The 23659-nt window shown below is 65.8% G+C and carries 19 protein-coding genes and 2 pseudogenes; 7 read left to right on the forward strand and 14 right to left on the reverse strand.

Going from position 1 to position 23659, the window contains the following annotated elements; all coding sequences use genetic code 11:
• Positions 1 to 13: 13 nt before the first annotated feature.
• Positions 14 to 1813 (reverse strand): RNB domain-containing ribonuclease, encoded by a 1800-nt coding sequence (locus MTAI_RS14180; protein WP_036197517.1) that lies wholly within the window; start codon positions 1811 to 1813, stop codon positions 14 to 16.
• A 485-nt stretch (positions 1814 to 2298) separates the two neighbouring features.
• On the opposite strand from MTAI_RS14180, the gene MTAI_RS14190 reads away from it, so the two are divergent.
• Positions 2299 to 2649 carry a hypothetical protein gene (locus MTAI_RS14190; RefSeq protein ID WP_051349853.1) on the forward strand — a complete coding sequence of 117 codons (351 nt, stop codon included), beginning with the start codon at positions 2299 to 2301 and terminating at the stop codon, positions 2647 to 2649.
• A gap of 238 nt (positions 2650 to 2887) precedes the next feature.
• Here MTAI_RS14190 and MTAI_RS15435 read toward each other — a convergent pair whose 3' ends face one another.
• The 4 genes and pseudogenes from MTAI_RS15435 to MTAI_RS15755 form a co-directional block, all read right to left on the reverse strand.
• The gene (locus MTAI_RS15435; protein WP_241768786.1) at positions 2888 to 3037 is read right to left on the reverse strand and encodes a hypothetical protein; all 150 of its coding nucleotides are present in this window, start codon (positions 3035 to 3037) and stop codon (positions 2888 to 2890) included.
• Positions 3034 to 3240, reverse strand: a complete 207-nt coding sequence (locus MTAI_RS15440; protein WP_223299626.1) for a DUF5615 family PIN-like protein — start codon at positions 3238 to 3240, stop codon at positions 3034 to 3036. The genes MTAI_RS15435 and MTAI_RS15440 overlap by 4 nt, the downstream gene beginning before the upstream one ends.
• A complete protein-coding gene (locus MTAI_RS14200) occupies positions 3237 to 3455 on the reverse strand; it encodes a DUF433 domain-containing protein (protein WP_027888909.1) in 219 nt (72 codons plus the stop codon). Before MTAI_RS14200 ends, MTAI_RS15440 begins: the two co-directional genes overlap by 4 nt.
• A gap of 9 nt (positions 3456 to 3464) precedes the next feature.
• Positions 3465 to 3760 (reverse strand): annotated as a pseudogene (locus tag MTAI_RS15755) (IS701 family transposase); the annotation flags it as partial.
• Positions 3761 to 3852: 92 nt separating this feature from the next.
• Here MTAI_RS15755 and MTAI_RS14205 point away from each other — a divergent pair.
• From MTAI_RS14205 to MTAI_RS14225, 6 genes and pseudogenes are all read left to right on the forward strand, one after another.
• Positions 3853 to 4074: pseudogene (locus tag MTAI_RS14205) on the forward strand (TerC family protein); the annotation flags it as partial.
• A 225-nt stretch (positions 4075 to 4299) separates the two neighbouring features.
• Entirely contained in the window at positions 4300 to 4542 is a 243-nt protein-coding gene (locus MTAI_RS14210) for a hypothetical protein (RefSeq protein ID WP_027888936.1), read from the forward strand.
• 12 nt (positions 4543 to 4554) lie between these two features.
• Positions 4555 to 4683: a hypothetical protein gene (locus MTAI_RS15645; RefSeq protein WP_280938744.1), complete on the forward strand. Its 129-nt coding sequence runs from the start codon at positions 4555 to 4557 to the stop codon at positions 4681 to 4683.
• A 66-nt stretch (positions 4684 to 4749) separates the two neighbouring features.
• Complete coding sequence (locus MTAI_RS14215; RefSeq protein ID WP_027888935.1) at positions 4750 to 5697, forward strand: ring-cleaving dioxygenase; 948 nt, start codon at positions 4750 to 4752, stop codon at positions 5695 to 5697.
• Positions 5694 to 6647 (forward strand): ring-cleaving dioxygenase, encoded by a 954-nt coding sequence (locus tag MTAI_RS14220; protein ID WP_027888934.1) that lies wholly within the window; start codon positions 5694 to 5696, stop codon positions 6645 to 6647. Before MTAI_RS14215 ends, MTAI_RS14220 begins: the two co-directional genes overlap by 4 nt.
• On the forward strand, positions 6644 to 7267 hold the full coding sequence (locus MTAI_RS14225) for an alpha/beta hydrolase (protein ID WP_027888933.1): 624 nt from the start codon (positions 6644 to 6646) through the stop codon (positions 7265 to 7267). The genes MTAI_RS14220 and MTAI_RS14225 overlap by 4 nt, the downstream gene beginning before the upstream one ends.
• 128 nt (positions 7268 to 7395) lie before the next feature.
• Here the strand turns inward: MTAI_RS14225 and MTAI_RS14230 are convergent, their stop codons facing one another.
• From MTAI_RS14230 to MTAI_RS14270, 9 genes are all read right to left on the reverse strand, one after another.
• Positions 7396 to 9381 (reverse strand): 3'-5' exonuclease, encoded by a 1986-nt coding sequence (locus tag MTAI_RS14230; RefSeq protein WP_027888932.1) that lies wholly within the window; start codon positions 9379 to 9381, stop codon positions 7396 to 7398.
• 33 nt (positions 9382 to 9414) lie between these two features.
• Positions 9415 to 9846: a transposase gene (locus MTAI_RS14235; RefSeq protein ID WP_157413585.1), complete on the reverse strand. Its 432-nt coding sequence runs from the start codon at positions 9844 to 9846 to the stop codon at positions 9415 to 9417.
• A 122-nt stretch (positions 9847 to 9968) separates the two neighbouring features.
• A complete protein-coding gene (locus tag MTAI_RS14240; RefSeq protein ID WP_081439958.1) occupies positions 9969 to 10469 on the reverse strand; it encodes a winged helix-turn-helix domain-containing protein in 501 nt (166 codons plus the stop codon).
• Entirely contained in the window at positions 10459 to 12087 is a 1629-nt protein-coding gene (brxL, locus tag MTAI_RS14245) for a BREX system Lon protease-like protein BrxL (protein ID WP_245453154.1), read from the reverse strand. The genes MTAI_RS14240 and brxL overlap by 11 nt, the downstream gene beginning before the upstream one ends.
• 15 nt (positions 12088 to 12102) lie before the next feature.
• Entirely contained in the window at positions 12103 to 14142 is a 2040-nt protein-coding gene (locus MTAI_RS14250) for a hypothetical protein (RefSeq protein WP_027888720.1), read from the reverse strand.
• A 2-nt stretch (positions 14143 to 14144) separates the two neighbouring features.
• A complete protein-coding gene (locus MTAI_RS14255) occupies positions 14145 to 16856 on the reverse strand; it encodes a tubulin-like doman-containing protein (protein WP_027888721.1) in 2712 nt (903 codons plus the stop codon).
• 12 nt (positions 16857 to 16868) lie between these two features.
• On the reverse strand, positions 16869 to 18536 hold the full coding sequence (locus tag MTAI_RS14260; protein ID WP_245392020.1) for a vWA domain-containing protein: 1668 nt from the start codon (positions 18534 to 18536) through the stop codon (positions 16869 to 16871).
• 536 nt (positions 18537 to 19072) lie between these two features.
• Positions 19073 to 20239: an ATP-binding protein gene (locus tag MTAI_RS14265; protein WP_027888722.1), complete on the reverse strand. Its 1167-nt coding sequence runs from the start codon at positions 20237 to 20239 to the stop codon at positions 19073 to 19075.
• A 98-nt stretch (positions 20240 to 20337) separates the two neighbouring features.
• Positions 20338 to 23655: a Swt1 family HEPN domain-containing protein gene (locus MTAI_RS14270; protein ID WP_027888723.1), complete on the reverse strand. Its 3318-nt coding sequence runs from the start codon at positions 23653 to 23655 to the stop codon at positions 20338 to 20340.
• Positions 23656 to 23659 lie beyond the last annotated feature (4 nt).

Genomic DNA, 23659 nt, shown 5'->3' on the forward strand with positions numbered 1-23659 from the left:
GTGGGAACATGGGCTAAAGGAGGGCGAAGCGGGCCTCGAGGCCCGGGATATCCGCCTCCAGGAAGCGGAGGCGGGCCTCCGCGTCCAGGGCAAGGGGGGCGGGCAGGATCACCTGGGCGCTGAGGCCCAGCTCAGGGAGGAGGAAGACCCCCTGCCCTCCCCTTCGCTCCACCAGAACCCCGGGGCCTTCGTACCCCTTTTCCTGAAGGTAGAGGAGGGTCCAGTGAAGCCTGCTCTTCCTCTCGGCCTCCCGCACCAGGTCGGCCACCGCCTCCGCCGCCCCCACCCTTTCCAGAATCTCCCCCTGGGCTAAGGGCTTTTCCCCCCGGAGCCAGGCCCGAAGCTGCTGGTGGGCCACCAGATCCAGGTAGCGCCTCAAGGGGCTGGTCACCTGGGCGTAGAGGGGAAGGCCCAGGCCCTTGTGGGGGGCGGGCACCGCCCTGAGCTGGGCCCGTTTCAGGGCCTTCCGCTGCTCCCAAAGGGCGCTCAGGCCCTCCCCCTCCACCCGCCGACTGGGGGCCTCCTGGGTGGCGAAGGGGAAGGGCAGCCCCTCCCGTAAGGCCAGATGGGCCGCGGCATAGCCCGCAAGGAGCATGGCCTCCCGCACCCAGACCCGGCTTTTGTAGGGGGGAAGGGGGTGGATCTGGATGGCCTCCCCCTCCACCCGCACCTTCACCTCGGGAAGAGCGAGGTCTAGGGCCCCCTGGGCCAGGCGGCGCCTTCGCAAGACCTCCGCCAGGGCCTTCAGAGCCTCGAGGCCCTCCACTTCCAGGGCTTCCCGGTAGGTGAGGCGCACAGCCCGCACCCAGCTCGGGTAGATCCGCTCCTCCAGTAGCTCCCCCTCTTCGGAAACCCGTAGCTCAAAGGTGAGGGCGGGGGAAACCTCTCTCAGGCCCAGGCCGAGGATCTGGGTTGCCTCCTCGGGGAGCATGGGCATCGTGCCCTCGGGCAGGTAGAGGTTGGCCCCCCGGCGGCGGGCCTCCTCGTCCAGGGGGCTATGCGGAGGGACGAGGGCGGCCACGTCCGCCACGTGCACCAAGAGGCGGAAGCCCTCCCCTACCCTTTCCGCGTACACCGCGTCGTCCGGATCCCGGCTCCCCTCGTCGTCGATGGCGAAGGCGGGGAGGTGGGTGAGGTTCTCCCGTTCCTCCTCGGGCAGAGGGGGAACCGGGAGGCCTGGGGGGGTAAGGGGGAGGCCCAGCCTGCTCGGGTGGGGGTTTTCCCGGTGCCAGACCCCCAGGCGGAGGAGGAGGCCGTGAGCGGCCTCGGGGGTTTCGGAAAGGCCCAGGGCGCGCAGGACAGGGCTTTCCTTCCGCTTCCCCAGGGCCAGGGCCTCCACCTCCTGGAGGAGGGGGCGATCCTCCGGCCCCGGGTTGCCCTTCTTAAGCCGCTCCACCCCCTCCCGGAAGGCCCGCTCCCGGGCTTCCCTCTCCTCCCGCGCCCGCAGGAGGGCGGAAAGCTCCTCCTCCGTGCGGGCCCTCACCCCCTCCCCCTCCAGGGCGAAGCGCTCCCCCCTTTGGGCCAGGAGGTAGGCCCCGTAGGCTGCCTCGGGGGTGTAGGCCCCGTAGACCAACTCAGCAAGCTCCTTCAGGGAAACCTGCTCCCCCTTAAGAAGCTCCCAGGCCGCCTCCTCCTCGCCCTCGGGAACCGCAAGCTCCAGGCTTGCAGGCCCTGGGTGGAGGAGCAGAACGTCCTTGGAACGAACCCGCACCCGCTCCCCGTCGGAAAGGAGGAGCTCCAGCCGCCCTTCCTTCTCCCAGGCCAGGGCGGGCCTCTGGCGGTAGATGACCAGCGCGGCGGTCAGACTGGACATAGCTACTCTCCTCTACTAGCCTTGAGTGTGCAGCGGGTTCCCGGCCTCGGCTTTTAGCCAGGCTCAGCAAGCCGTACCCTAGCGGAACTCAACCTCCCCTCAGGCGAACCCAATCCATGGGGCGGCCACGCGTTCGTCGCCCACGAAAGGCCAATAGTCTTGGGTTTTCGGGTTCGGCCCCCGGCCCTATCCCAAAGCCAAACCCCACCCCGCCAAGTATACTTGACACCGTGGGATGGGGTCTTTCTGAAGCTAGAGGGGGCCAGGGTTTTTTGAGGCCGCCCTGGCCCGGGCCAAGCGGGTCAGCCTCCCCGGACGCATCGGCCGTGACCATGCCAACCGAACGTACTTCTACGGATTACGTCTACACGCCCTGGTCGATGACCAGGGCTTCATACGGCGGGTTTTGCTCTCTTCAGCCAACGTGCACGATGTGGTGGTAGCCGAGCGGCTACTGGAGGGGTTGAGGTACCAGGCGGTCACGGGTGGCCCGGCAGGGGGTGGATCTGGTTGCCAAGCACAAGCGCAACATGCGGCCTCATACCCGGCGGGAGCGGTGTCTTTTACAGGGGCACCGGGTGGTCGAGAGTGTGTTTTCCAGCCTGGATCGGCGGGGTTTGAGCGAGCGTGCTTATCGCAAGACCCGGGGGCTGGTCTTTCACGTCTATGCGGTGCTCCTGGCCTATGGTCTGCTCAAGCTGCTGGAGCACGATCCTGCCTGGCGTCACATGGTGGCGCAGATGGGGGCGGGGCTGGGTGCTGGTCTCTGTTGCTCCTCCGGCCTCCACAGCGGTTGGTGGTTCGGGTGGCTTTTCCGAATTGGGGTAAAGTTATAACCACTTATATTTGATTTCATTTATAACTGGACATAAGTGCATATAGATAGGGTATGCCTGCAGGAGTTGTACAGTTCGCTCTCGCCCATCTACTTGGCTGCCGCGCCACCCGGCGACTCCGCTTGATCGGGAATACTTTGAAGGGGCGTTGTTGCATTTAGGACTTACGCAGTTGGGCAAAGGATGTGGCGGTGGGCGTGTACGTGCATGTCCCGAGGTGAGCCGTGCCCTACCCTCGCTATCCTAAAGGCAACGGGCGCACACGAACCCGGCGGGAGTCCACCACTACGATGGCCCCAGCCTCGAGCACCTCTGCCGCGGCCACCAGCACTTGCAGCAGGCGCTCTCCGCTAGCCTCAGGCCGCAAGTCCACTCCCCGCAGAATCACCACGCTTGGGTATACGCCAGCAGGTCGCCAAAGTCGAGGTCGTGGGTTAGGAGCAAGTACCCCTGGGTGGCAGCGAAGCGCAACACCTCGAGGTCGTTTGCGCTGGCCAGTCCCACCTCCGACCATCGCACGGCCTGGTGGCCCCGTTCACGCAAAAACCCCACCCAGCGAGGGGTGAGGTTCATGTCCAGTAGAATCTTCAAACCGCAACCTCGCGCTCCTCGGCCAGAAAGACCGCGTACTCCAGCGCGGCGTCAATATCCTCTGGCTCGAGCTCGGGGTAGTCGCGCAGGATTTCTGCCGGGGTCTGGGAACGGAGCTGGTTGAGGATGGTGCCCACGGTGATGCGCGTTCCACGAATGCAGGGCCGCCCGCCCATGACCAGTGGGTTGAAGGTGATGCGCTCAGACAGCCTCACATGTTTATGTTAGCACTCCGGTAGGACTTGCGCAGTTGAGTGAAGGATGTGGATGGGATTGGCCAGGTAACCTTGTATCGCCTCACGAACGATGCTCGCCTTGGACTCATACCAACTCAAACCCGTTCACAAACGCTACGCCTCCAGCCTGAGAAAAGCACGCGTGGCCTAAGATCGAAGCCTTCTTCACCTCATTCCGTCCCCTCCAGCTCTCCCCGCCTGCCCTCGCTCATCCCCAGATTGTCAATTGCCCGGTGCTCCGCGTTCTCTTCTTTTGAAACTGCCCGGAACGCCCTGACCAAGCCAACCCTGTTTGCAGAAAAGGATGGCCAAGTAGAAAGGTGAAAGGCAACTACAGGAGGTGTCGGTTCCTCAGGAGTCTCAAGTGTATTGACCGATTACACGCCACCCGGCCGTCAAGATGCTGGCGCTGTCCTTCCTGCTGCTCATCGGCGTGAGCCTCATCGCCGAGGGGCTGGGCCAGAAGATCCCTAAGGGCTACATCTACTTCGCCATCGCTTTCGCGGTCTTCACTGAGTGGCTCAACATCCGTGCTGGCAGCCGCACCAAGGCCAAGCCGGTGCAGCTCCACCAGCCCTACGAGCAGGCGAAGGAATAACCGGCAACTACCCCAGGGCGGGTTGGTCTCGAGCTCCTTCAGCACCGCGTTCACGGCCCCGAGGAGGGGCCGGATTTTTCGCCAGAGACACGCGAGAGCGCCTGGGGGATCTGCGGGAAGCCCGTTGCGCGCGGCAGCCTCAGAAATCTTGAGCAACCTGTTCAAGAAGCAGCATCTAGTTGTCGCAGATTGGATATAAGTGTTTTTTTTCACGATTATATTTACGTGAAAAAAATATTTGCTATACACTTCACGCCCTTTGGGCATGTTTCGAGCGAGCCAACACTCTGCAACAACAGCCACCTCGAGACCGGCTTCGAGGCCGAGGGGGCAGCGCTCGAGTGGGGCGCGATGGCTAGGGTGTTCGTCTACGGAACCGAGTGTTGCCCGCGGCATCCCCTTCAAGCTGCAGACGTGGAGCGCAACCCCGAGGCCGAGCAGGCCGTGCGGGCTATGAGCAGCGGCTAGCTCAAGTTCCCGATGGTGGCGGTGGGCGAACTCGAGGGCCACTGGAAACCCGGCGACAACGCCCGTACACTGAGAGACCCACGCCCAGCGGAGTTGCAGGAAGCCCTGCAGCACGGCGGCTTCTCGGTAAGCGGATTGTAATGCTTGATTTTTTATAGCACTATGTTTTATCATCATTAGTGAGGTTGCCCTCGAGGAGGGCCTGCAATGGAAAAAGTCACCGGAATTCACCACATCACTGCGATGGCAGGCGACCCCCAGAAGAACCTGGACTTCTATGCCGGGGTGCTGGGACTGCGCCTGGTCAAGCTCACCGTCAACTTTGACGACCCCGGCACCTACCACTTCTACTACGGCGACGGGCTGGGCCGGCCCGGCACCCTCCTGACCTTCTTCCCCTGGCCGCAGGCCGCGCCCGGACGGGCGGGCGTGCATCAGGTGGGGGTGGTCTCCCTGGCGATCCCCCAAAGCTCGCTGGGCTACTGGCTGCACCGCCTGATGGAGAAGGGCGTGGCGTACAGCGGCCCCTTCGAGCGGGAAGGCGCTCAGGTCGTGGCGTTCAAGGACCCCAACGGGCTGCAGCTCGAGCTCGTCGCCACCCCCCACGCGCCCGAAGTCACCGCCTGGAAGGCCATGCCGGTTCCCGCCGAGCACGCGATCCGGGGCGTCTACGCCGCGCAGATGTGGGTGCTCGAGGCCGGGCCGAGCCTGCGGACGCTCGAGGCCATGGGCTACCGCGTGAAGGGGCAGCGCGAGAACGTCACCGTGATGGTGCCCGAGGGCGGGTTCGGCGCGGTGGAGGTGCGGGAGACGGGAGGGTTCCTGGCCGCGCGGGACGGGGTGGGCACGGTTCATCACATCGCCTTCCGCGTCCCCGACGACGCGGCCCAAATCGCGCTGCGCGAGAAGCTGCTGGGCTTGGGGTTGCGCGTGAGCGAGGTGCGGGAGCGGCAGTACTTCCGCTCGGTCTACTTCCGCGAGCCCGGCGGCGTGCTCTTCGAGGTCGCCACCGACATCCCCGGCTTCACCGCCGACGAGCCCTTCGAGGCGCTGGGCAGCAGCCTCAAGCTGCCGCCATGGCTCGAGGCCAGCCGCGCCCAGATCGAACTGGCCCTGCCCGAAATCGCCCACCCGGGCGCGGAGGTGCGGGCATGAGCGGGGTGAACGGCCTGCACCACGTCACCGCCATGGCCACCCAGGCCCAGCGCAACCTCGACTTCTACGCCGGGGTTCTGGGGATGCGGCTGGTGAAGAGGAGCGTAAACCAGGACGACCCCGGCACCTACCACCTCTTCTATGCCGATGCCGAGGGGCGGCCCGGCACCGACCTCACCTTCTTCCCCTGGGAGAACCTGGCCGCCCCGCGCAAGGGCACCGGCATGGCCGTTGAGGTGCAGCTTGCGGTGCCGCACGGCAGCCTGGAGTTCTGGGCCACTCGGCTGCAGCGCTACGGGGTCAGGGTGGGCGAGGTGGAGGTGCGCTTTGGAGAGCGGGCCCTGCCCTTTCAGGACCCCGACGGCCTCGAGGTCGCCCTGGTGGAAACTGGCCCCCGCCCCTTCACCCCCTGGGAGGGGAGCACCATTCCGGAGGACAAACAAATAATGGGCCTGCACGGTGCGCGGCTGTGGGAGCGCGAACTCTACCCCACCGCGCAGTTTCTGAGCCAGGCTTTAGGCTTCGTGAGCGCAGGCCAGGAGAAGGGTTGGAACCGCTTCGTCGTCAATGGCGGCGGCTCGGGCAACTTCCTCGACATCAAGGAGCTGCCCAACCTGCCCCAGGGCCGCTGGGGCCGGGGCAGCATCCACCACCTGGCCTGGCGGGTGGAGGACACCGCCCACGAGATGGCCGTGCGCGCGCGCATCGAGGCTGCTGGCATGCGGGCCACGCCGCAGATCGACCGCTTCTGGTTCAAATCGGTCTACTTCAACGAGCCGGGCGGGGCGCTCTTCGAGCTCGCCACCGACGGCCCCGGTTTCGCCGTGGACGAAGACCCCGCCCACCTGGGCGAGAAGCTGGTGCTGCCGCCGTGGCTCGAGCCGGCGCGCCCCCGCATCGAGGCCAGGTTGCCCGAGCTGCGTCTGCCCACGCCTGAGGTGTGGTCGTGAGCGCCGAGCTGGGCTTCGTCCACCGCTTTGAGCCGGGGAGCTCACCGACCACCCTGCTCTTGCTGCACGGCACCGGGGGGAACGAACACAGCCTGATTGAGCTGGCCCGCCATCTGGCCCCGGCTGCCAACCTGCTCTCACCGCGTGGGAAGGTGCTCGAGAACGGCGCTCCGCGCTTCTTCCGGCGGCTGGCCCTGGGCGTGTTCGACGAGGCCGACCTCAAGGCCCAGGCCGCCGACCTGGCCCGCTTTGTGGGGGAGGCCGCCAAACGCTACGGCTTCGATGCGGGCCGGGTGTACGCCCTGGGCTACTCCAACGGGGCCAACATGGCCGCTGCGCTGATGCTGCTGCACCCCGAGGCGCTGGCCGGGGGTGTGCTGCTGCGCCCGGTGCTGCCCCTGAAGCCTTCCACCCTGCCCAACCTTTCCACCAAGGCCGCCTTCTTAGCCGCGGGCCGTCGCGACCCCTGGGCCCCCATTGAGCGCGTCGAAGCCCTGGCAGACTGGCTCGAGCGGGCCGGGGCCGCGGTCGAGCTGCGCTGGCAGGAGGCCGGCCATGAGCTGCATTCGGAGGAGCTGGAGGCAGCCAGGGAGTGGCTGGCCCGGCACCTGGAGGGCTGATCCAGGCACAAAGCCCCACATGGGCCTGACCCCTCTGGAAGCTACACGAGGCGTCGGTTCCCCAGGTGCCTCATACCAGATTCGGTTAGTTCGGCACCGGGATACATAGCCTTACCCAACCCAGCATCTCAGGAAGGCAGGTAGGGGCTGGGCTCGCCCCAGTAACCCACCCAGAGGTACTCCCGGGGGCGGGAGAGGGCCACGTACAGCAGGCTGCGCTCCTTCTCCTCCACCAGGGCCCTTTCCTGAGGGTCGGCGGCCCTGTCCAGCAGGGTTCTCAAGGGGAACAGGCCGGCGGTGGCCCCAAACAAAGCCACCGCACGGAACTCGAGCCCCTTAGCCCCGTGCACCGTCCCGCACCAGACCCCTTCCCCGTCCGTCTCCAGACCCTGGGGTAGGAGTCCCTCCCTCTGCAGCCCTTCCCCAACCCGCTTGGACAGGTTATGGGTGCGGGCCAGAACGGCCATCTGATGGGGCTCCAGACCCTGATCCAGGAGCCAGCGGAGCCAGCGCAAAAGCTCCTCCAGGGCCGCCTCCTCTCTGGGAAAGCCACGGATTTCCGGCTTGGAACCCCGCAGAAGGGCCAGACTCCCCCGCACCTCCCCCTCCACCTGGGAGGGAAGCGTCCGCTCCGCCAGCTCCCCGATCTCCCGGGTGGTGCGGTAGTTGACCCGCAGACGGCGGGATCGCCCCTGCACCTCGAGGCCCAGCGCCCGCCAGGAGGTGGGGCCTTTGTAGATCCGCTGGCCAGGATCCAGGGTAAGGAAGAGGTCGTCCGCACCTTCCTCAGCCAGGGCCCGCAGGAGCATGAGCTCGGCGGGGCCGAAGTCCTGGGTCTCGTCGGCCACCACCGCGCGGAAGCGGGGCAGGTTCCCTTCCTCCAGGGCGGTGCGCACCCGGTGGCAGACCCCGCTAAAGGTGGTAGCCCCCTGGGCCTGCATGCCCTCCCATACCCGCTGGAAAACCTCAAAGAGGCTGCGGCGCTCCCGGGCGCTCAGGGGGATGCCCCGGCCCTCGCGGGAAAAGCCCCGGTAGGCCTCCCAGGTGTACAGGCCCCAGGCATCGGCCATCTCCCACTCGGAGAGAACGAAGTCTGAACTGAAGGACAGGCCCTGGCTCAGCTTTTCCAGAACGGGGCGGTATTCCTCCTCCTTCCAGATATGTACCCGCCCATAAGCCTCCTCGTAGAGGCGCAAGGCGAGGTTGTGCAGGTTGTCTACCCAAACGTTGGGGAGCTCCTCCCCGGCCAGACCCTTGAGGGCGATTTTGAGCCTCTGGGCCAGGCCTTTGTTAAAGGTGGTGAGGAGAATGCGGGCCTCCGGGTAGCGCTGGGCCAGGGTGCGGGTGCGGTGGATCGCCACCACGGTCTTGCCCGTGCCCGCTCCGCCCGTCACCCGGGCTGGCCCCCCGAAGTGGGCTTTCACCACCTCCTGCTGCAGGGGATGCAGGAAAAAGCGCCAGGCCTCCCAGGAGCCTTGCAGGGCCTGGCGCACCTCCTGGAGGCTCTGGAGCAGGTGGAACTGCCGCTGGATCAGGGGATGGGCCAGGAGCTCCTCCGGGTTTTGCACCTGGATTCTGGGCGGCGGAACCACGGGTTTGCCATCCAGAAGATCTAAAATGCGTTCCTGAATGGCCTGAGGAAGCCCGTCCAACAGCTCCAGAACCCCGTCTTCGGTGGCGTAGCGCAGGGGTTTGAGGTAGTCCGGCGGCACCCCCAGGCTCAGGAGATAGTCCTCGTCGAAGCGGGCAAGAGGGGCCTCTACCTCCCTAGGCACCGTAACTACCACTACCTCAGCGCGGGTGAACTGGAGTTCGCCCGTAACCGGGTGAACCTCCACCCGGTGTCGCTCGGCCCATTCGTAGGCCTTGTCGTGATGGTCGCAATAAGCCACAATCCAGGCCTTACCGTAGGGGTAGAGGATAATTCGTATATCCCGATTAACTCGAGTAGACCAAAACCCATTGTGGATTTTTTCCAGATTCAGACTGTTGTGGCGCGGATTCTGAGCAAAGAGAAGGAGGCTTTCCATCACCAAGGCCCGCTCCGCAGCAGTGAGGCGATCCTTGGCCTTGTAGAAACTATCCGCGATGGATAGGGTCACGGTTTCAGCCATAGTTCCTCCTTCAGTTGTTTAGATATACCAACTCTACGACGAGGTGACACATAAAGCCTCTTGAATCCAAGGCCAAAAGCAAAGCCGCTTGACCCTAGTTGGATCAGCCGCAAGCTGGGTGAGGAACTCCTCGGCAGCCAGGCGTTTGTGTTCCAGCGAAGGGTACACTTTGCCTTCAATGGCCCGCCTGACCTCCTCAAACACCCGCTCGGCAGGATTGAGCTCGGGCGAATAGGCCGGTTGAAGGATACGACTCCCCGCTAGCTCGGATAGGCTACGACCCCGATGAACCCCCGCCCCATCCCAAACGTTGATGGCTAACCCCCATTGCTCCAGCACCGGTTTGAGGTGTTCTTGCTTCAGGCGGGGAATCCAACCCCACCTCAACTGACCGATGGCCGGTATCACCGCCAGCAGCAGGTAGGCATACTGGTATGCCCGCTGTACCGTTTGAACGACCTTCACCCCCCGAGGCGCCAGCACCCGTCGAACTTGACCCAGCAGTCCCAACCGCAGCTCATCGCTAAACCCAATCCGGCCCAGAGCCTCCCCCAGGGTCTGACCCCCTCGGTGGAGCTGCTCGGCTATCAGGGCTTTGAGCCCCCCTTTTTCCAGCGCGCTTGCGCTGCCGCATCGGCCTTGGCAGCACTCGGTCGCGGTACTTTGGGGTGAATCTTCCATCGAGCCATCAGCCCATAGAGGCCTTTATAGCTGTACTGCACCCCAAAGCGTTGTTGCACCCACTGCCGCGCTTCTTCGTAGGTGCGAAAGCTTCCTTGGGCACTCTCGGCTCGCAGTTCCAGTTGTTGGTCTTGATCCAACCAGGCTCGACTGACCTTGACCCCCCAGCCCGGTACGCGCTTCAACACCTCCTGCAATCCCCCGGCCCGATACCAAGCCAGCCACCGGTTGAGGGTTTTACGTCCAATCCCCACTTCTTTGGCCGCATCCTGTGCAGCTTTGCCTCGACGTACCAGCCACATCGCCTGCAGCCGTTTACGTCGTTCCAGGTGCTTCTCCCGTCTATACTGTGCCTCCAGCTCCTCTGCGCTTTCAGTCCAATCGATTGGGGCAATCCTACGACCCATTCCCCAATCCTACTATAGGTGTCACCTCGAGGGAGATTTGGTAATAGTTCTGGATTTTCTCCACTGGGGTCTCTGGGTGAACCTCGAGGCCATGCGCCCCCAGCCCCGGGGGCACCAGGCGCTTCTGGCCCCAGCGGGCCAGGCTCTGCCCGATGACCCGTCCCTCTGCCATCAGGTCTTCGGGGCCTTCCTCCGGCGGGGGCAGGCCCGCCTCCTGCAGGGCCTGAAAAAGGCCGGTGTACTCTGCGGGCAGCAGGGCCTGGAGTTCCGCCCAGTCGAGCCGGGGGGGTGGGGCCTGGGGCTTGCGCGGAGGGAACTCATCCGGGTTCAGGCGGTGGAGCTCCTCGTAAACCCTTTCGCGCAGCTCGAGGGCAAACTCCAGGAGACCTTTCACCCGCTCCTCCGGCCAGACCCGGTGGGGGTAGAGGAGCTTTAGCAGGGCGGAAAGCCACTTACGCACCGCGCGGATGTCCCGCTGGGTGTAGCTCGAGGGCAGGCTCACCTCCGCAGAGAAGGCCAGGGGGCGCAGGCGGCGCAGGGCCGCGGCCAGGTAGTCCACCACCAGGGCCGGGCCCTGGTAGAGGCGCTCCGGGGTGATCTTGGGGAACTCGTGGCCTGGAAGGATCCCGTGTATCCGATCCAGGAAGGCCGTGTCCCCCCGCAGCCCGTTGGGCAGGGCGCGGGTCACAGGGGGGGTGGGGTCGTCGGCGTTGCCCAGGAAAACCAGCGAGGCCTCGGTGGCCAGGGTTCTGCCGCCCCGGCTGAACTGGCCCGACTCCATGTAGTCCTTCAGGATAGAGATTACCGAGGGATCCTCCCAGGCGGTGTGGGCGATCTCGTCGAAGATCACCACCTCGTAGGTGGGCACCAGGCCCGGGCGACGGGTGAGCTGGTTGTAGAACAGAACCGCCGGGCTCACCTTGCCTCCGGAGACCACGAAGGCCTCGGCCGAGGTGTTGCGCAGAAGGTAGGTCTTCCCGGTCTGGCGGGGGCCCAGCTCGAGGTAGTGCAGGTTGGGCTCCACCAGGGGGGCCAGGCGGGCTAGGTAGAGGAGCTTCAGCCGCTCGCTCAGGCCTTCGGGGTTGATGCCTACGCTCCCCAGGAGAAAGTCTGTCCACTCCTCCTCGCTGAAGGCCTGGCGGCCCCGCTGGAAGGGCTCGAGGTCCTTCAGATGCGCCTCGAAGGGCACAAACTGCCCCAGGCGCACCTTGCGGGTGGCCGGGTCGTACAAGAGCTCCAGGGTGCCCCACATCCCGTAGAGCACCCCCGGGTGCTCCTCCGCCAGGCGGGGCCGCACCTCCAAAAGATGCTCTCCCAGGCTGGGAATCCGGCCCCGGTAGGAGCCTGTTTGCAGATCCACCTGTACCTCGAGGCGGTCGATGAGCACAAACCGGCCCGTGCGCAGGAGCTGATCCTTGATCCACTGCTCGTGGCCGGGGCCCAGGTAGCGCTCCTCCAGGAGCTTTCGCACCTTTTCCACGGCCTCGCGCTGGCCCCCCATGCGGGCCAGCAGGTACTCCACCACGTAGCGGGGGATGCGGTAAAAAACCTCTTCCTGAATCAGGCTTTTATCCAGAATATGCCCGGGGAACGCACGCTCAGCTTTTTCCAGAACCACCACTTCCCACCTTCCTCATCCCAAAAGCCCCTGCAGCTCGTCCAGAAGCGGGTTGGGGCGCAGGCTGTCCCTGGGCTGTCCCGCCTGCGCTGGGGCCTCTTGCAAGGACAGCTCCCCCTCCTCGGAAAAGGCCCCGGCCCCTTCCCGCCAGAGGTCTGCGGGCGCCAGGGGATAAAGGAGCCGGAAGAGCACCACCTCCCCCTCCCGCCCCGGCTCTTCCGCGTAAGCCTCCCCCCAGCGCCTCCCCTGGGCGCTTCCCAGCACATAGGCGTAGGCCCGGTGCTCCGGCCAGGTGCGCACCGGCACCTGGGGGGTGGCCGCCTCCACCAAAAGGGCCCAGGTCTCGGGCGGGGGGTTCAGGGGCTCGGGGGGAGGGGTGTGGGCCAGGAGGCGCTCGGCCCCCTCCAGCAGCTCCTCTTCCAGGGCTTCGAGGTCGTCCCCGTACCACAGGTGCTCCAGAATCCCCTCCTGCAAAAGCCGTGCGGCCTCCTGATGGTAGGCAAAGCGGGGAGGCCGGGGCCCGGGGAGCCGAACCACCAGGGGGTTGTGAGTTCTCGAGGGGGCTCGAGGGCTAAAAGACTGGATGCGCTCGAGCGTCTCCTGAAGCTGGCGCTCCTCCTCGGCCAGAGCAGGCAGCAGCGCGTTCAGGTAACCGACCTCGCGGTAGATACGCCGGTACTTTTCCAGCCTGGCGGCATAAGCCACATACCGCTCGTGGGCCTCCCCCAGGATGCTCCAGGCCGCGTCGCAGAGCTGCTTGCGGGCGGAGGGGGTCTCAGGGGTAGTTGGACGCCTGGGAAAGAACCACCGGAACCCTCGAGGCTGCGACTGGGATGACGCAGCGGCCTCCTGCTTGTCCCATTCCTTCTGCCCTTCCTCCAGCTCGGCCTTCAGGCGCTCCAGTTCCTCCCTGAGCGCCCGGGCCTCCCCGTCCCTTTCCAGCAGAACCTCCAGCCGTCCTTCCCCCAAAGCCCCATCGAGTTCCTGGAAAAGGGCCTCGAGGCGGTCAAACTCCTCTTCATCAACGGGCCGCCCCCGCTCTTGGCGGGCCTTCAGGCGCCGGTAGCGCGCCCGCTGGCCCCGGAACCCCAGGGCCTCGTCCATCTCGGCCAGCGCCTCCTGTAGCCGCTTCTGAAGCTCGCCCTGGGTCTCCCGCAGGCCCGTTAGCACCGCCTGCAGGGCCTTGGGGCCTTTGAAGAGGGCCTCGCTTACGCTGGCAAACCGGATGGGGTTCTCCAGGGACAGCAGGGCCTCCTCCAAAGCCGCCTCCTCCTTCCGGGCCTGCTCCGCCAGGGCCTGCTCCCAGGATGAGCCTCGCCACTCGGGGTAGCGGAAGCAGTCCTGGCGCTCCGGCTTGGGGGGGTACTGGGCCTTGGGGGTTTGTGGGGGCGGCGGAAGCTGGAAGGCCCCCGGATGCCCTTCGCCGGCCCCCTGGATGGCCTCCCAGAGCCCCGGCACCAGATCCTGGGCCTGGGGTTGGGCGCGCTCGATGCGGGCGACGCCCAGCCCCATCCAGTCCCGGCCCTGGGTGGGCTGGAGCGGGGCCCTGGTATGAATCAGGGCCTCCACAAAGTGCTGCACCCATACCTGGAGGTACTCCTCCCGGGCCAGCCGGCCCCCCCGCCGGTTCCAGAGGGCCAGGGGCCAGACCCGGCTGGGCAGGGGGTGGGCGGGGTTCGGGGGAAAGCGGCCCGCCGCCTGAAACTCCTGGGGGTCGCGCAGGAGGAGCACCAGGTGCAGCCGGGCCTCGAGGCCCTGGCTGCCCGCACCCAGGAAAAACGCCTCCAGATCGGCCAGGGTTTCCTCGAGGGCCTCGTCCAGGGGGCTGCCCAGCACCACCAGGGTGGGGGCGGGATCGGGGGGAAAACCCCGGGCGCGCAGGGCCAGAAGGCGGTTCTGATTTAAAAGCCGCCCGAGCCCCTCCCGCCAGGCCTGGGGCTGGGCTTTCTCCAGGGCCAGGGCTTTAGAGCCCAACCGCTTCTCCCACACCGGATAAAGGGGCTCCAGCAGGGAGCGGGCGCTGGGAAAGAAGAGCAGCAGGGTGGGGTGAACCATAGCTAGAGGGAGGGGAAAAGATCCTGGCCGCTGCGGGGGTTAAAGCGCCTTAGCTCCTCCAGCAGGGCCTGAAGCGCCTCCTTCTCCCGAATAAAGACCTTCCGATCCTTCTCCGTCCAGGACTCCCCGCTTTGCAGGTTCTCGCGGCTTTCCAAAGCCTCCCGCACTTTTTCCAGGTACTCCTGCAGGCGCTCCCGCCGCAGGGCCCGATCCTTTTTCACCACCTGCCCCTCCACCTCTTTGAAGGCAAAGAAGTCCTGGGCAAAGGCCTCAAAGGCTTCTCCGGGCGCACCGCCCAGGGTCACGCGCCGCCCACCCACCTCGCGGGTGTCCTCGTAGCTGTACTCCCCCTTGTTCTCGCGGATGATGCCCAAGAGGCGGGCTTGGGTCCATATCCGGGCGGCCTCCTCGGGGTCGGGCAGGGGAAAGAGATCCTCGAGGCCCTCCTCCCAGGCACGGTGCAGGTGGAAGCTGCGGTCTTTGGAAAGGGTCTGATACTTCTCCCGATAGACCTCAATACCCCGCAGGGCAAAGGCCGGGATGGAGGCCTCGATGCGGTAAAGCAGCACCCGCCGCCCATCTCCGGTGGAGACCTTCTGGAGCTTGCTCCGCTCGTGGATGTTGCCCGCCAGGATGTTCAGGAGATCCTCGGAGACCTCGAGGGGATCGTGGAAACCATCCTTCTCCCCCACCCCCAGGATGGAGACCATCTCCCGGTAGCCCAGGTTGGGGTTGGAGACCCAGGCGTCCTGGTAGTCCCAGGCGGGGGCGGCCAGCTGATCCAGCTCGCGGAAAGCCCGCTTGATCGACTCCTTCAGGGCCTCGTCCCCGCTTTGCAGCGCTCCGCGCAGCCAGTCCGACAGGCCGACTTCCCCCGGGTTCAAAGCCTGCAGAACCTCGTCGGTGTTTTCCAGCAGAGCCCGGAGGCCTTGCTGCTTCAGGGACTGAAGCTCCACCCGCCCCTCCTGGACGGCCTGGGGCTCCCGGGCCAGGTAGGGCGGGGGCAGGGTGAGGGTGAAGGGAGCGCGATCCCAGCCTGGGACGGGGGTCGAAGCAGCAGAAGGGGCGGCCTGCGCGTGGTTACTCAGGCGCCGATGCAGCGTTTTTATGCGCTCCAGGGTTGCTTCCAACTGCCTCAGGAGTTCCTGGGCCAGCTCCACGCGGGCCTGGGCAATGCCCACATCCCAGGCCAGATTCAGCGTATCGTTGACGCGTGCGCTCGTAAGCAGGGGTACGGATGGGGGCGGGTTCCAGGGCCAGCGGAATCCCTTGGGTTGGGACAGGCCAAACCGCCGCTTTAGTGAATCCAGGCTTTCTTGCAGGCTTTGCTCGCTTTCTTCCGCTTTAGCCTTGAGGGCGTCTTTGCTTTTATTCAGCTCCTCCTTCAGCCACTCCATCCCCCGAACCAGACCCCCCAGGGGGTAGTCGCGGAAGGCCTCCTCCAGGTAGAGCCAGGGCTCGAGGCGGGTTTCTTCCCAGGCAGTCCGGGCGGCCTCCCTGGCCCGGTTTTTGAGGAGGTTCAGGGCCGCCTCGAGCTCTGAGATGACCCGCCCATTCTCCTCCGGGCTCGAGGCGCCCCGCACCCGGGGAAGCTCCTCCGGCTCCGGGGGGCTCTGCCCCAGAGCCTTCTCAATGTCCTGCCGTAGCCCGGCCGGCTCCCAGGGTGGGTTCTCGGCCAGGAGCTCCTGGATGGCCCTGGCCGTGGCCTGCTTTCGCGCTGCCCCCAGCACCTTCTCCAGCTCAAAGCGCAGCTCCGCCGCCCCAAAGCTGGCGTAGTGGGCAGTCTTGCCGTAGTAGCGCCCCTTCTGCTCGTTGAGCTGGTGGGCGATGTTGTCGAACACATCGGCCTGCTCCTTGCCCATAGGGCCCGCCTGGAGGAAGAGCCCCAGACCCAGGAGCTCGGTCAGGTCGTCCACCTCGTTGAAGGTCTTCCCGGCGCGGTTCTGCCGGTTGACCAGAAAAACCATGTCGAAGGGCTTTTTCTCCACCTGGATGCGCCGCCCGCCCAGGGTGTAGCTCAGGTTCTCCCTGAAGTTCATGAAGTGATCCAGCTCCTTCAGGGCTGCATAGGCGTTGGCCTCCACGTTCTGGGTGCCGGGGCGGTTGGTGTAGATATCGGGCAGGAGGAAGTAGCCGAAGAGCTGATCCTCGTCCTTCATGAGCTGGCGCAGGAGGAAGGCCACGTCCAGGAAGGTGCCCGAACCCGTACCCCCCGCCAGGGAGCCCACCACCGCCACCGTGAGGTGGGGGGTGTAGGGCTCGTAGATGTAGTGACGCTCCCCGCTGGGGCGCTCGTCCTTGTAGTCGCGGGCCAGGGCCAGCAGGTCGCGCAGGTTCTCGTAGACCAGGCTGGCGTTGGCGAAGAGGGCCAGGCGGCCCAGGGCCCTGATCTGCCCGGCCCCGGCCAGGATGTTGGCCTTGAGGTCGGCCTTGGGGGGGAACCACTCGCGGATCTCGTCGTGCACCTTGGGCAGCAGGCTTGCACCCCGCGCCTCGATGTGTAGGATCTCGCTGGCCTGCAGGCGGGCCTTTTTGCCGTCGGCGGTGAGAAGGTGATCGTTGTTGGCGGCCGTGGTGTCGATGAGCAGAAACTTGACCAGAGGGGGCTCCTCGCCAAACGCCTCGAGCAGCTTCTTCTTGGCGTAGAGAAGGGCCCGCTTGCCCGTCCCGCCCAGGCCGATCAGAACCGTGCGTTTAAGCTTTTTTGTCTCCATACGACTCGTTCCTCAGGATTCAACTACGAAACTTGCAATCTCCTGCTGGCCGTCATAGAAGTAAATCCGGGTGCCGCGAGAAATGGGTTCATCACTTTCCAGGAGCGTTTTCCGTTGCCATTTGTTTTCGTATTTGGCCTCGAGATGAGAGGGCAGATTGAAGGCTACATTTTCACCTTTTTGATACACCTTCACACCTTTGAGGTTTGAATCCACCCGCCCCAGGTCAAACCGGCCTTTGAGGTTTAGGGTTTTTTCCGCACAATCCGGAGGGGGCCCAATGTACTTGCCCTGGCCCCAGGGCCGCTGAGCCGCCAGCCAGCGCACCAGAAGGAAGGCAAAAAGGAGCAGCAGCGGCAGAATAAGCCACCAGTAGTCCAGGAGCCTTTCCCAGAGGGTCTTGGGCTGGGTTACAGACGGCAGGGGGGGCAGGGGGTTGAGCTGGCTGCCGGGAGGGGCCTGGGCCTGGAAGCTGAGCTGCGCGTTCTGTCCGGGAGCCAGGCCCTGGTTGGTGAGGCGTACCTCGAGCCCCTCCCCCGGCCTCAGCTCCACGGGGCCTTTCTGCCCGTTTAAGGTGGCCTCGAGGCCCTTGGGAGCCTCGAGGTTCAGGGAGAGGGGCTCCCTGGCCCAGGCGTTGCCCTCCAGCCGGTACTGCAGGGTGGCACTCTCCCCAGGGCGCAGATCCAGCCGCTCGGGGGTGTTCTCGGGCCGCAGGGTGTAGGCCGCGGGGGGGTGGTAGGCGAAGCGCAGCGGAACGGCCTCCGGGCGCACTAAGGTGCCCTCGGCGGCCTCGAGGCAGAGCCAGGCCGTGTACTCCCCTTCCCTGAGGCCCTGGCCCCGCAGGCGGAAGGTGAGGGTGTGGTTGCCCGCCTCCAGCCGGTTGGGGGAGACCTCCAGGAAGGCCCCCTGCTTCTGCAGGTTCGCATCGTCCAAAGCCAAACGCAGAGGCCGGGGCTGGCCCTGGGCCTCGAGGGCCACCTCCACCCGGGCCTCGGGGGACTGCATCAGGTTGCCGAGCTGAAGCGCCGTGGGCTTGAAGGTGTAGGCCCCCAGGGTGGGTACCTCCCCTACCCCGGCCTGCTGCACGCGCGTGCGCGGCAGGCTGCCCAGTCCCCGGCGCACCTCCTCCGGCACCGAGGCCCCCAGGGCAATGTAGTACACCCAGTCGTAGGGCCCCTGCTGGAGCCGGAGGGTCTGCACCACATCGGTCATGCGGAAGGGCCCCTGGCGGTCGTTGTCCACCCCGTCGGTGAAGATGTAGTAGATGGTCGCCACCCCTTCCCTGGGTGGAGTGGACCTCAGGGTGGACATCAGGGTGCGGTAGATCCAGGTGTTCTGTCCATCGGCCTTGAGGTTCTGCACATAGGCCACCGCCTGCTTTAGCTCATCGGGCAGGCGGAAGCGACGCTCCCCCTGGGGCCCCTGGTGAAAGGGCACAAACACCACCTCCGAGGCGGGCAGGGTTCTCAGGAAACGCACCAGTTCGGCCTGCACCTTGGGGAAAATAATCGCCTTCCCATCCCCCAGGCCCATCATGGAGCCCGAGGTATCCACCAGGAAGACAAAGCGGTACCGATCGATGGGCGGGGGTACGCCCTGGGGGCTCTGTTTGGGTATGCAAGCGGCCCAGGAAGCTGCCAGTAGCAGCGGCAATATAAACCCCATGCAACGATTTCTCATACTGCTAAAGATTAGCAGCTTGTCAAAGTATCTTGGGTTATTTTGCACAACTGAGGGCAGCTTCTTTACAGTCACTGGACATACCCGCCGGTGCTCGAGCCTAATCCCACGGCCACCGGCAAGCGACAAGTTTGTATCCCGGGCAGCTACTCGCACAGTCCCTGACTCGGTGGGGTGCTGGCATCCCGCGCGGCCATACCAAACTTTAGGTAGATAGTCCCACATTGGAAACCCGCCTGAACCTCGCCACCCTCGAGATGATCTCGAGGCGCTCCTGGCGCTAGGGACACGGCCCCGCCAGACGCTCTTGCAAAGCCTCCAACCTGGGGAAGCTTCCATTGGCTTCCTTGCAGGTGGTAGCGCTGTCGGCGTACCTCCAGACGCAGGTGGGGGTGGTTTTTCTAGACATACTACTTATGCACTATGTAGGTAGATTTGGTGTGGGCTCGGCGTTGCTGGCCGGGCACCCATCGCGCGCTTCCCCCGCACGAACCCGGCTGATTGGTGTCTGGAAGCTTAAGGCTTTTACCAACACCTCAGCTGCCATCCCACAGTCGGGTCATGAGAAGGGGAAGAGGTGTCGCCTCCACCCCCTCCCCCACGGGTATAACTTCATCACCTGGATAAACCACAAAAGCCCGGCTGGGCTTCAGATCCCCCAAAGCCGTGCGAAAGCCCGGTCTGGGTTTGGGGGTCAGGCTCCGCTTGATCTCTATCATCCACATCTCTCCTGAGCCTAAGCGCAGCACCAGATCCACCTCGGCCCCCGCCCGGGTGCGGTAGAAGTAGGCCTCTCCCCCTTCTGGCAACACTCTGAGAAGGTTCTCCACCACAAAACCCTCCCAGCTCGCCCCCACCACCGGATGCCCCAGGAGATCGTCCAGGGTTCGCAGGCCCAGAAGGGCATGAACCAGCCCGCTATCGCGCAGATACACTTTGGGGCTCCTGATCAGTCGCTTGCCCACATTGGCCTCCAGGGGGGGCAGCCTTCGCAGCAGGTAGAGGTCGGCCAGCAGATCCAGGTAGCGGCCTACCGTGCGGCCGTCCAGGCCCAGGCTCCCGGCCAGACGGGAAAGGTTCAGGAGTTCCCCCTGGAGGTGGGCCAGCATGGTGAGGAGACGGCGCACCGTCTCCACCGGAAGTCTGCCTCCCAGGAGGGGTATCTCCCGTTCCACATAGGCCCTCAGAAAGTCCTGCCGCCAGCGGAAACTCGCTTCCTCGTCCGGGGCCAGATAGCTCTCGGGAAAACCCCCGCGGAGCCAGAGCGTCTCCAGGGCTTCACTGCCCACCTCCAAGGAATCGAAGGGGGCAAGCTCGAGGTAGCTGGCCCGGCCCGCCAGACTCTCCCCGGCCTGACGGGACACCTCGGGCGAGACCGAGCCCAGAAGGAGATACAGACCGTTCCTCCGGCCCTGCCGCCTGGCCCGATCCACCAGGCTGCGCAGGAGGGGGAAAAGTTGGGGCATCCGGTGTATCTCGTCCAGAATTAAAGTGCGGTTCAGGTAGGTTTCAAGGTAGAGTTCGGGTTCCAGCAGCCTGGCCCGATCCCGGTCGGACTCGAGGTCCAGATAAAGGGCCCCCATCGCCTCCCCCACCGTCAAGGCCAGGGTGGTCTTGCCCGCCTGACGCGGCCCCGTCAGGACGACCACCGACGAGCGGGCCAGGCGGTCTTCCAGGATGGGCTGCAGCCTGCGGATTATCACCTTGCTAATTGTACATTGCAGTGCTTATATAGCAAGGTATAGGCCTGTAGCGGTTGGTAGAGCTCCCCGACCCGGTGGGGTGCTGGCATCCCGCGCGGTCACTCGTCCTCGAAGCCAAACTGCTCGAGCCTGAGCGCCTGGCTGTTCTCCCGCACCGTCCGTATGAGCTGCTCGCCGAAGCCCGAAGGGTGCTGGGCCCGGATCTCCAGGGTCACCTCCACCCGGGCCCCCTGCCCTGCCAGGTGGGCGATGATCTCCTCGGCAATCCGGCCGGCCTCGGCCCCTACCCTCGTGGGATTCAAGCGCACGCTGCCGTAAAAGCGGGTGTTTTTGGGTTTTGGCGGCAGCGGGGGCCTGGGATCCTCCAGCGCGGGCTTCTTCTCTCCCTCTCCTGGAGTGATGCCGGTAGGGCTGCCCGCGCTCACGACCGGCGGTTTTTCCCGCTCCATCTGGCGGGCGGCCACCTCCGGCCTGACCAGGAGGCCGGTATCCTCGGGGGTAAGCGGCAGGGCCTGACCCCCGCGCAGGCCACGGTAGCGTTGCTCGGCCTCGTCGTAGCCCTCGGCATAGGCGAAGGTCTCGCTCTGCCAGGTGAGCATGGAAAGGCCGTTCGAGATGGCGCTCAGCAACACCCCGGGGCCGGCCAGGCGGGGCAGGTAGAGATAGGTGGCGAAGTCCTGCACAAGCTGCCGCACGGGCACGTGATCGCCGCGCCAGAGGGGCACCTCGTCCAGGTGCTTGCGCAGGATGGTAGCGCCGAGGCTGGTGACCAGCAGCTCCTCGTTCTTGAGCCTTTTGCTGGCCCTGGCCGCCAGGGCCTCGTTGCCGGAGAGGCGCAGGGCCTGCCAGGTGATCCCGGACTGGGGGGTTTTTTGCTCGGGCACCAGCAGCCAGCAGTAGGCCTCGGGAATCCGGGCGGTTACGGCCTGGTCGGCGGCTCTGCGCTGGGTTTCGGCCTGCTTGGCCTGAAAGGGCGAGAGGTTAAGGGTTTCCCGCTCGCTAAAGATGGAGTCCCAGGCCAGGAATTTGCGCAGGGCTTCGTCCAGATCCTGTAGCCGCACCTTATCGGCAGCCAGAAACACCAGGGTGTTGCGGTAGAGCCGGGGCGCATGGCCGCGCGACTCGAGGATGGCCTGGGCCGCCCTCTCCGCGGGGCTACCCTCTTCCTTGCTGTAGGGGTAGTCCGGCGGCAGCACCACCAGCCGGGTATCCAGGTCGTCCGGCACGTCGGCGCCCGAGCGCGGCAGCGGGTGCACCCGGGAAAACTCCCCGGTGGTTCTAAGCTCGGCGCGCAGGCGTTTTTCCAGCTCTCCGGCTACTTTATCGGGGTTGCGCTTCAGCTCCTCGGCGCGGTCTTCGGCCAGCTTGGTCACGGTGGGCTGGGTGTCGTACCAGAAGTGCGGCCCGTCCTGGTAAAGGTAGGTGGCCCTTGCGGCCAGGCGGCGCAGGGCATCCCCAAACACCGCCGGCGACTCCCCCGGCAGCACGCACCCCAGCTTCACCCGGCGATCCTCCAGGCCCCGGTGGGCCGCGCCCGCCTTGGGCGCGGAGCCCAGGTAGATGGTGCGGGCCACCCGCCGCGTGGCCGATAGCTTGCCCAGGATGGCCACCTCGGCGTCGATGCGCAGGGGCAGGGAGTTGGGCCCGTCCACGTCCTTCTGGATGATGGGCACCCAGTTGTCGGACAGGTAGCGGGTTAGCTCGAACTGCACGCGCGGGTCGTCCATGGGAATGGTGGAGGGCAGGATCAGCGGGCTGCGGTCGCCTTTCTCCCACAGGGTATGGATGACCGCCGCCATCAGCCGCAGCACACCACGGGTGCGCTGAAACTTGACCAGGGTGGACCAGTCCTCGTACAGCCGGTCGAAGATCTCGGGGTGGATGGGGAAAGCCGCCTGGATGCGCCTCTCGTAGTCGGAAGTGGGGCATTCGGAGGGGAACTCCGCCGCGTGCGCCCGGTAGAAATCGGCAAAGGCCCGCGCGGTGACATCGCGCAGCTTGAAGGCCTCCGGCCCCGAGAGGGGCTGGAACAGCCGGCGCCGCACGATCTCGAAGCCCTCCTCGGCGCTGGCCGGCCGCCACGACGACTCCAGGCGCCCCACCACGTTGCGCAGGCGCTCGAGGGCCTCCCGCCCGCGCAGGCCCCCCACCTCGACATCGTCGGCCTGGGCGCCCGCCGTGTCCGAGGCGGGCAGCGAGATCACCAACAGGCAGTTCTTGGCCAGCTTGGCCGACTCGGTCAGGGCCTGGGCAAAGGAAAACTGGGTCTCGAAGCTCCCGCCCGGCAGGTCGCTCTGGTCGTGGAGCTGGCGGGCGTAGGCCACCCACTCGTCAATCAGGATGAGGCAGGGGCCATAGGCGTTGAAGAGCTCACGCAACCGGTCGCCGGGGCTGGTGGCGTTTTTGTCGTCCTCGGCGATGCGGGCGTAGGCCTCCCGGCCCCCGAGCTGCCAAGCCAGTTCGCCCCACAGGGTGCGCACCACCGTGCCGTCGGGCTTGGTCACGGGGTTGCCGGGTGAGATTTTGTTGCCCACCAGCACCACCCGGCGCACCCGCGGCAGTTCCTGCACGCCGGCCTCGGCCAGCAGGGCATCCACCCCGGGCAGCTCCGCGGGCTTGGCCCCGGAGAACAGGTGGTACAGCGCCAGCATGGAGTGGGTCTTGCCACCACCAAAGTTGGTCTGGAGCTGCACCACCGGGTCGCCGCCCTTGCCCGAGAGCCGCTCCACCGCACCCACCAGCAGCCGCTTCAGGCTTTCGGTAAGGTAGGTGCGGCGGAAAAACTCCTCGGGCTTGCGGTACTCGTCGCTCCCCTCGCCTAAGTGCACCTGCCAGAGGTCGGCGGCGAACTCGGCCTGCTGGTAGCGCCCGCTGGCCACGTCGGGGTGGGGGGTCACGATCTCCCGCCAGGGCTTGAGCTCCCCGCTGGCCGCCACCTCGATCAGCGAACCGCCCGCCTTGCGCTTCTCCCCCCGCACCTGCTCGTCGAAGCGCAGCCGCAGCAGATCCATCTTCATCCGCTCGATCTCATCGGCCTGCGGGGCCGAAACAGCGCTCAAGAGCCGGGCCGCCGAGTCCAGCGCACGATAGGCATCGTCGCTGGAAAAAGCCTCCTGGTGTGCCCACTTGTTGCGCCAGTCGCGCAGCTCACTCACCAGGCTGCGCTCGGGAAAGCCCAGGGTGTTGCGGAAGACCTCGTTCCAGGTATCCCACATCAGCTTCAGCAGGCCCGCGCTGTCCCACTCGGCGATGGGTTTATCCCGCAGCATGGGGTCTTCGGCGAAGCGGCGCACGGTTTCCATGTTCACCGCGCCCGCCCGGATGGCCTCCTGCACCTCGCGCTCCACGAAAGGGGCCAGCCCCTCCCGCAGCAAGTCCAATGCTTTGCCCACGCGTTCACGGTTGGTAATAGCCATACAG

The organism is Meiothermus taiwanensis WR-220 (assembly GCF_003568585.1).
GTDB lineage: Bacteria > Deinococcota > Deinococci > Deinococcales > Thermaceae > Meiothermus > Meiothermus taiwanensis.